The organism is Algoriphagus algorifonticola (assembly GCF_007655305.1).
Classification (GTDB): Bacteria; Bacteroidota; Bacteroidia; order Cytophagales; family Cyclobacteriaceae; genus Algoriphagus; species Algoriphagus algorifonticola.
Genome location: NZ_VLOG01000038.1, coordinates 1 through 8,977, shown reverse-complemented (window position 1 = coordinate 8,977; position 8,977 = coordinate 1). Strand labels below are relative to the sequence as shown.

The window sequence follows — 8,977 nt, the reverse complement described above, 5'->3', positions numbered from 1 at the left end:
TTTCTTTATTTCAGAGATACAAGCTTAAAATTCTTCCATACCTACGGCATGGAGATGAGCTCTGAAGAAACCTTTACTACCTAGCTCTAATCCCTACGGGATTTACCTTTTTTATCAATAAATCTTGGCTTCTTTGCCTCTTTGCAGGAGAATAAACCCGCCGCGCCATTGCGCCGCTGCGAGCATTTTTTATAAACCGCATAGGGACCATAGAAAACATAGCATTCAACAAATTGAGCTTTTCCCTAAACGAGAACTCAATAACTATTAACAATTAACTACTTGAATCCTGTTGTATTTTTCCACAAAATAAAATCGATAGCAAACATAGCTTCCTATATCCTTGGCCTCTTCCATCCTTTGCGGGAGACAAAGACCGCTTTTCCCCAACAAAACCGCAAACATAATAGGCATTTCCTCCTGAAAGCGATAATTTTAAGCCTTTAACAAAAAACAGAATCAAAACCCATGGCAGTAAACGATTTTATCCAAGCAAACAAAGAGCGATTTCTCAATGAATTGATTGACTTATTGAAGATTCCTTCTGTCAGTGCTGATCCAAAATTCAAAGACGAAGTATTTCGCGCAGCGGAATTTGTGAAAGAAAGTCTGGAAAAGGCAGGAGCTGATATGGCTGAAATTTGCCCAACGCCTGGATACCCTATCGTTTACGGTGAAAAAATCATAGATCCATCCCTTCCAACTGTTTTGGTTTATGGCCATTACGATGTGCAGCCGGCCGATCCTTATGAATTATGGGATTCTCCTCCTTTCGATCCTGTCATCAAGAAAACTAAAAATCACCCGGAGGGAGCCATTTTTGCCAGAGGTTCTGCCGATGACAAAGGGCAATTTTACATGCATGTGAAGGCTTTCGAAGCCATGATGGCAGCAGGAGATTTACCCTGCAATGTCAAATTTATGATAGAAGGGGAAGAAGAGGTAGGCTCTGACAACTTAGATGCTTTTGTCATAGAAAATAAAGAGAAATTGAAATCCGATGTGATTTTGATTTCTGATACCCATATGATCAGCATGCAAGATCCATCGATTACTGTGGGCTTGAGAGGATTAGCCTACATGGAGGTTGAGGTGACGGGCCCCAATCGCGATCTTCACTCTGGAACTTATGGTGGAGCCGTGGCAAACCCAATCAATGTACTGTGTAAAATGATTGCCTCGCTCAAAGATGAGAATGAGCACATCACTATTCCTGGTTTTTATGACAAAGTGCAGGAATTGACCGCTGAACAAAGAGGTAGATTGAATGAAGCTCCTTTTGACCTGAAAGAGTATGAGGAGAAACTGGACGTGGCTACTGTTTTTGGAGAAAAAGGATATACCACCATCGAGCGGGTAGGCATCAGGCCTACTTTGGATGTCAATGGAATTTGGGGTGGGTATACCGGTGAAGGAGCCAAAACAGTGCTTCCTTCCAAGGCCTATGCAAAGATTTCCATGCGTTTGGTTCCTGATCAAAACTGGCAGGAAATCGCACAGCTTTTTGAAAAGCATTTCAAATCCATCGCTCCAGCTGGTGTGAAAGTAAAAGTGAAAAGCCATCATGGAGGTTCTCCGGCTGTTGTATCAGATTCTTCTGTGGGTTACAAGGCCGCAGAGGCAGCTATGGAGGAAACCTTCGGCAAACGCCCAATTCCTACCCGTGAAGGAGGATCCATTCCAATTGTTGCGCTTTTCCAAAAGGAATTGGGTTCGGATCCGATTTTATTTGGTTTTGGTTTGGATACAGATGCCCTTCATTCTCCAAATGAACACTATGGGGTTCAGAATTACTTCATTGGGATAGAAACTATCGCCGCTTTCTTCAGGCATTTTAAGAAGTTGAGTGAATAGGTTTTACTTAAATTTGAAGACGTGCCAAATGAGGCTGTCTCATAAATAGCTCTAATGTCAGCCTGAGCGCCTGCCTGACGGTAGGCAGGGAGTCGAAGGCCATTCCTATCGTTGTGGCCTACATTTCGACTTCGCTCAATGTGACAAATTGCACTTTTGAGACAGCCTCTAAGGGGGATCTAAAAGATTTCTATTTTGAAAAGAATAAAAGAAATAATTAAAATTTTGATTCGGAAAAATCACAAAAAGTAGAGATTGAAAACTGAAGTGAACCAAAAGGCAATTTTCAATGCTTAAATAAACAATAAACACCTATCATTTCTCCCAATTAAATCTATCCTGATTTAATTTTCCATCAGTTTATGAGCCTCAGATCCCTTCAAAATATCAGCTTTCTCAGTTTAATTTTTATCCTGATAAGCTTCAATTCCTTTGCCCAAATCATCAAAGCTCCGGTTTGGAGTAGTAGGATTGAACCCGCAAATCCTCAGGTAGGAGAAGAGGTAAAGCTGATTTTAGAGGCTCAAATCCCTGCGGGTTGGTATGTTTATGGAACCAGCTTCGACCCGAATCTGGGCCCTTTATTGACCACCTTGAAACTCAGCAATTCTGATGCTTATGTAGCCAAAGGTAAACTTCAGGAAGTAGGCGCTAAGAAAAAATACGAGGATGTCTGGGAAGGTGAGGTAACGTATTTTATCAAAAAAGGGGTTTTTGAGCAGAGTTTGGTCCTTTCTAAAACAACCGGGGAAATTCGCGGAAGCTTAGAATATCAGATGTGCTCTGACTTGACGGGGCAATGCATCAATTACGAGGAAGAAATTATCCTTGACTTCAACGCTCAGCTAAATGCATCTGAAACAACAAACACAACTGAAACAGCTAATCTAAATCCAGCGGATAGCGGGCTATTTAATTTAGCAGAGGAGGAGGTTTTACCGGCAGATGAAACGGCAGAGAGAACTCCCGCTCAAGAGCAGGTGATTACCACAGAAGTGGAAGGAACAGAAAACCCCAGTTTATGGGGCTTTATGGTCTTGGCCTTTTTAGCTGGACTGGCAGCTCTTTTGACTCCCTGTGTTTTCCCGATGATTCCAATGACCGTCAGTTTTTTCACCGGAAGAGCTAAAACCAAGGTAGCAGGAATTCGAAATGGCTTTATTTATGGACTTTCCATTATTGCTATTTACACAATTGCAGGCACTGCTGTAGCAGCTATTCAAGGACCGGAGTTTGCAAACTGGCTGGCGACCCATTGGCTTCCCAATCTCTTTTTCTTCGGGATTTTCATTGTTTTTGCCTTAGCCTTTTTGGGTTTATTCGAGATCACCTTACCTTCTTCATTTGTTAATAAGGTAGACGCCAAAGCTGAAAAAGGAGGATTAATCGGGATTTTCTTTATGGCCTTCACTTTGGTCTTGGTTTCATTCTCCTGTACCGGTCCAATTGTAGGTTCCATTTTGATTTCTTCCGCTGGAGGAGAATTGATCAAACCAATCTTAGGGATGTTCTCTTTCTCCCTGGCATTTGCAATTCCATTTACTCTTTTCGCAGTTTTCCCGGGCTGGATGAGCAGTCTTCCAAAGTCCGGAGGATGGTTAAACTCCGTCAAAGTAGTTTTAGGCTTTTTGGAGCTTGCTCTGGCCTTCAAATTTTTATCCATCGCAGATCAGGTCTATCATTGGGGCATACTAGACCGAGATATTTTCTTGGTAATCCACATAGTCATCTTCTTTGCGCTCGGCTTGTATCTCTTAGGGAAAATCAAATTACCACACGACTCTCCGCTAGATTTCATTGGTGTTCCCAGGCTATTGCTGGCATTGCTCAGTATGATGATTGCCGTTTACATGATCCCCGGACTTTGGGGAGCTCCTTTGAAATATTTGAGCGGATATTTACCTCCCCTTACTTCTCAGCAGTTCAAAATAAACGTGGCAGCTGCTGTGGGTCAGTCGTCCCAATATATTTTAGATGAGCCAGTCGTCTATTCGGATTTATTGGAAATTCCTCATGGCATCAAGGGCTATTTTGATTATGAGCAAGGTTTAAAGGCCGCAAAAAAAGCCAATAAACCCTTATTGATTGATTTTACGGGTCATGGATGCGTGAATTGTCGCAAAATGGAGGAAAATGTGTGGCTGGACCCGGAAGTTCTGAGAAGGCTGAAGGAGGATTTTGTGATGGTTGCGCTGTATATCGATGAACGACTGGAGCTTCCTGAACGTGAATGGTACATTTCAGAATACGATGGGAAAGTGAAAAAAACCTTGGGCAAGCAAAATGCCGATTTCCAAATCACCCGCTTTCAAAACAATGCCCAACCCTACTATGTAATTTTGGATCATGAAGAAAATTTGCTAGTGAATCCCCGTTCCTACGATACCAGTATTCCGGCATTCATTGAATTTTTGGATAGAGCAAAAGCAGAATTTGAAAAAAGGAAGTAGCAAATAATACTATAAGCAGGAGTTTTCTTTGATTAGCTCCAGTGCTTTGGGGAATTTATCTTTCATGAATTCCAAATGCTCCTCCATTATATCTATTTCCACTTCTAGTTTTACAGAGTTTTCCCCTTCTATAAGCTTATAGGTTTCGGTGGCTCCTGACCATGTTTTGGTTTCTTCATCTATAGGCTGGGGTTTTGCATCTGTCACTTTCCCGATATGCTTGAAAGATATGATGGAAAAAGGAAAGTATTGCTCAATCTTACTGTATATGCCATTTTGATCTGGTCCGAGGAAATGTACAGTTCCTCCCTCTTCCCAAATTTCAGCGAGCATATAAGATCCTTCCAAAAAGGCGGCTGACCATTTTCTATAGTTCGCATCCTCCCAAAGAGCTTTCCAAACACTGGATTTTTCAGCTGGGATATCTATGGAAAATATGAGTCGATTGAGCATCTATTTTGAAATTTGATTTGACCCTTTAAGGAAGGTCGTTTATAGATAATAGGAGAGATTTTTTTGGGCGAGAATTGATCGTTTAGTTGTTCACTGTATCAAATAAGTATTCCGATTAGGTTTTGGTTTACTTTCGCCCATTTATTTCTTTAAGATTTTGCAAATTCAATTAGTGGCTGAATAAAACCATTATCCGCTTTTTTTACTGCTTTCAGGTATGCACTTCTAGCGTTGCATTGATGCACCAAATCGCTTGTTCCCCAGCTAAACATGGGTAAATTATAAATTTTATTGATAATAATATCTGCCATTAACCTACTATGGCGCCCATTCCCGTATGGAAAACAATGAATACTTACAATTCTATGTTTGAACCGGATTGCAATTTCTTCAGGTGAAGAAATTGAATTTTTGACCCAAAACAATGAATCATCACACAGCGCTTTTGTAGCTACCGGTATCTGCCATTTATCAATGCCTAAGTTTTTATCTGTTTTCCGAAACTTCCCTGCCCATGACCAAACATTTCCATACATTCGTTTGTGGAGATTGCATATAAATTTTTCGGTCAAAAGGATTTCAGCTTTAAAAGATCGAGTCAGAATCCACTGTAATGCTTCTTCTATATTTTGTTGTTCAAATTCATCTAATTCTTGACGGGTAGCAATTGTTGGGATTAATAGGCCTTCCTTTTCATCTTCGTTTAGTGGGGTTTGTCCATATATGTACTCCAGGTCTAGTCCCATAATGCTTTAGGGAGTTCTTGCTTGATTATCTTAGTCCGTTCTTCAATTGCCTTTTTTATTCGTTCACTAGAGTTTTCCTGATCCTCAAGTTTCATAGTATTAGACGTTCGAGTAACTATTTTCTCGGCCAAAAAACGAGCTTTATTTTCAATGTACCCATCCAAGGTTCCGTCTTTTGGAACAAACCCGTAAACAAGTTCCATATCTAAAGCTCGAGCGCTTCTCTTAATGACTTGAGGGTTATCGCGCCTTCTTTTTCTCGTATTTCAAGCTCTTGAACACTTTGCTTCGTCATACCCAATTTGGTTGCCAACTGTTGCAGGGACATTCCTAAGGCTAATCTGATTGCTTTGACCCATCCTGTTGGCGGATTAGGTAATTGACGGGTAGGTGAAAACAGTTTGATTCTAGACTCTAGCTGGTCAATTTGAAGTTTCTTCTTATTCATATCGTAAGGCTATACCCTGACAAAAGTCTAATAAAAGTAAAGTGATGATCTGACTATAGTTAAAATTCAATCCATTGAACCCGGAGCGGACATTTTTTTATATAATGAAACGGCCGTGACTAGGGAAAATTCGGGATTTTGAAACCGAATCTTTGTTCACTAGACCGATTGTTGTTTAGTTGCAATATCTTCATTTTTAAGCAGTCAGCCTGCATTTGCTATAGCCTAGTTGTTGTAAGCTGGCTTTTTTTCAATTCGTATATTTTAATACTGTTATTCCGCACTCATAAGCTTTAGCATTTCTCAACTTCAATTCAGTTTTATAATCTGTTTTCTGAAATATTGGCATTCCTTTTCCTAATATCGAAGGGTTAATGAAAAAATAATATTCATCAATCAAATTTTCTTTTATTAGAGATGAAACAAATTCTCCACCACCATAAGCTATAATGTCATTTCCAGTTGAGGATTTAACTTTTACTTGCAGTTTATGAATTTAGAATTTCTGATTATAATTATTTAAAATATCAAATGATTCTTGTAAAGATTTATTACTATTTAAATACCAAAACGCTAAATTTTGTAATTGTTGATTGCAGTTGGCTAAGGAATCAAAGTCTATTATGGAAACTTTAGTTTTTAGTCCATTTTTACCTTTAATATTACTTTTCTGTTTTTTGAAATGGTCTTCTTTAGCATCAAGAAAATAAAAAGAATGAACTATTTTATTTCTAAATTCTTCAGCTTTTGATAAGCATTTCCTTGCCATCTCAAAGTCAAAATCTTCTGCTATATAAGTAAGTTTATTCTTTTTTTTTCCAAAGAGTTCAAATGTTAAATTCATTTTTTGTCCAAAAGTTAAAGAATCCATTAAAAGAAGATGTTTTTCTTCATGGTTTAATTCCAATAGCTTATATAAAAAATCGGCTAAATAATATTCAATCTTTTGAAAATTTATTACGGTCTCACCAACCAAAAAAAATAATCTATCACGTTGTTCTGTTATATTCATTTACTACTCTCATTTTGGGGTTCTTTGTCTCGCTTGCAGGTAACGTTTCTCAGCTATACGCAGGCAGGGATTTTAACCACTGAACTTCCTGCGAAAAACTGGACTTTAAATATAGCACTTTTCTGTCCTACGAAGCACGAAACCCTGCTTGCGTATAGGTGATGTTAGTGGGTCGTTGTTGTTACTCGGTCAGTTTTGTTTGTTGAAAATCTTCAGCCTTCGTAAAATATTCGATAGTCAAAACCAACAGCATAAAACAAAGAAACGTGACTTTTTGCATTACAGCCAACAATCCCCAGTTCCCTGCGCCATACAAGTACAAAGTGGAATAAAATATGAGTAGGCTCACAATACAAAATAACGTCAACCAATGATTCTTTGTCTTTAAGATAAAGACGGTAATGTAAAACAAACCAATCATGGTCAGAGTACTTGAAACCGTTACCATAATGTCATGTAAGGGTGTCGCAATTAGAAAGGTAAAAATCATATTAACAACGCCAATTGATATTAAAACCAATTCTGTGTGCTTGTGGGGTATTTTGCGAGAGGTATGAATAAAGAAAAGTCCATATCCAATTGAATTGAAGACCATACCGATAAGTGCCCAAATTCTTGATTGATTCTCAGTACCATTGAGTGCCTTCGCTAAAAATAAGTTGCTAAAAAAATTCTTTGACCAATCAAAACCTTCAGAATTTTCGTCAAGGATTGAACCCCCAGGATAAAGTAAGGTGGCAATTACAAGAAAAACCACAGAAATGATTATGCATATTAGAACCGAATACTTTTGCATTTACTTTCGGAATTTAATTATTACTTTTTTAATTGTGTTTGAAGCTGTCATTTGCAATGCCCGCTAACGGTCTCGGCTATGAGTAGTTGCGTGGGTTAGCACTTAACTTTGCAGGTACACACCAAGTTGGAAATTCCGCAGGAATTTCCAAAGTAGGCGAGAACAAGCAATTACTTATAGCCATTGTTGTGCAACGTTTTTTTAATATTTATTTTTCAATTCTCTACATTTTTCGCAATAAACAACATCTACATCTTTGGGATAGCTAAATCTTTCCAAATCTCTGGGCGCATTAATATTTGCCATTGGAAAAAGCTTTTTTTCTTTTTCATATGATGTCTTTGGGGTTATATCATTCCCATCAACGATTTTCACAGTATCTTTTTTTAATTCAAAGTCGTGAATTGGACAATGATTAAATATTTCGTAGACGTTTTTATATTCTATTTCTTCAATATTATATTCTTGCGAAAATTTATTTAGTAATTCTTCTTGCCAAAAAAACAGTTTTTCTCTCAAAGGAAATGCTTCGTAAAGAGTCAAAATGAAATGAGTGTATTTATCATTTCCGACAAATTTTTTAAACTCTGTTCTAATTTGTTCATTTGTCAATTTTTGAGTTTTCTTTTTGGTTAAAGAATTGTTCATTCTCTCTATTCGCTTTTCAGCTTCCTCAATTGAAATTCCATTCTCCCAATCCGAAATCAATTTATGGTCGTTTTCGTGAGGAATAATCTCTGGTCTTATTCCACCTTTTCTTGTGTTCACATTTACGTGCAGTCCCAAAGTGCTTTCTTCATAATCAGGAATGTCATTACTAATCATTCCGAAATAAGTTTTTTCTTCAGCATTATTCTTAAAGTCAGCCTCATATTCGTTAAAACTCTTTTCGCTTAAAGAAACCCAAACTCCGTAATCTAAATTTTCACAGGCATTATTAATTTGAATTGTCAATACAGTTCTTATAAATCTGTCAGTTTGGTCTTCGTGATTTATTACGCAAAAATCACTTGAAATTTCAGCAATTTCTTTTTTGTCTTTTTCGTTTAGAGTTTCATAGTAGAAAGGTGTAATAAATCCAAGTGCTGGCAATTCATCGTGTATTTCTCCACAAGTCGAACATCTAAATTCGGTAGACTTTTGTTTCTTCTTAAAAAGGTCAAAAATTCCCATATTTCAATTCAGTTCGATTGTTTTGCAAATGTTGCACAACGTTTT

Annotated in this window: 9 protein-coding genes; 2 read left to right on the top strand and 7 right to left on the bottom strand. The window is 38.0% G+C overall.

Annotated elements, in window-relative coordinates; genetic code table 11:
* Window positions 1–468 precede the first annotated feature (468 nt).
* Both FL972_RS08360 and FL972_RS08355 read left to right on the top strand, forming a co-directional pair.
* Window positions 469–1,854 (top strand): dipeptidase, encoded by a 1,386-nt coding sequence (locus tag FL972_RS08360; protein WP_144604716.1) that lies wholly within the window; start codon window positions 469–471, stop codon window positions 1,852–1,854.
* 362 nt (window positions 1,855–2,216) lie between these two features.
* The gene (locus FL972_RS08355) at window positions 2,217–4,304 is read left to right on the top strand and encodes a protein-disulfide reductase DsbD family protein (protein WP_144604714.1); all 2,088 of its coding nucleotides are present in this window, start codon (window positions 2,217–2,219) and stop codon (window positions 4,302–4,304) included.
* Window positions 4,305–4,313: 9 nt separating this feature from the next.
* Here the strand turns inward: FL972_RS08355 and FL972_RS08350 are convergent, their stop codons facing one another.
* The 7 genes from FL972_RS08350 to FL972_RS08315 all read right to left on the bottom strand — a co-directional run bounded on the left by FL972_RS08350 (window position 4,314) and on the right by FL972_RS08315 (window position 8,932).
* A complete protein-coding gene (locus FL972_RS08350; protein WP_144604712.1) occupies window positions 4,314–4,757 on the bottom strand; it encodes a hypothetical protein in 444 nt (147 codons plus the stop codon).
* A gap of 149 nt (window positions 4,758–4,906) precedes the next feature.
* A complete protein-coding gene (locus FL972_RS08345) occupies window positions 4,907–5,503 on the bottom strand; it encodes a mobile mystery protein B (protein WP_144604710.1) in 597 nt (198 codons plus the stop codon).
* Window positions 5,504–5,708: 205 nt separating this feature from the next.
* Window positions 5,709–5,951 (bottom strand): helix-turn-helix domain-containing protein, encoded by a 243-nt coding sequence (locus tag FL972_RS19560; RefSeq protein WP_250161322.1) that lies wholly within the window; start codon window positions 5,949–5,951, stop codon window positions 5,709–5,711.
* A 250-nt stretch (window positions 5,952–6,201) separates the two neighbouring features.
* Window positions 6,202–6,438: a dihydrofolate reductase family protein gene (locus FL972_RS08335; RefSeq protein WP_262710889.1), complete on the bottom strand. Its 237-nt coding sequence runs from the start codon at window positions 6,436–6,438 to the stop codon at window positions 6,202–6,204.
* Between the two features lie 9 nt (window positions 6,439–6,447).
* Window positions 6,448–6,963 carry a hypothetical protein gene (locus tag FL972_RS08330; protein ID WP_144604708.1) on the bottom strand — a complete coding sequence of 172 codons (516 nt, stop codon included), beginning with the start codon at window positions 6,961–6,963 and terminating at the stop codon, window positions 6,448–6,450.
* Between the two features lie 181 nt (window positions 6,964–7,144).
* Window positions 7,145–7,759, bottom strand: a complete 615-nt coding sequence (locus tag FL972_RS08325; RefSeq protein WP_144604706.1) for a hypothetical protein — start codon at window positions 7,757–7,759, stop codon at window positions 7,145–7,147.
* Between the two features lie 201 nt (window positions 7,760–7,960).
* Window positions 7,961–8,932, bottom strand: coding sequence for a DUF2199 domain-containing protein (locus FL972_RS08315; protein ID WP_144602766.1), 972 nt, complete (start codon window positions 8,930–8,932; stop codon window positions 7,961–7,963).
* Window positions 8,933–8,977: the final 45 nt, after the last annotated feature.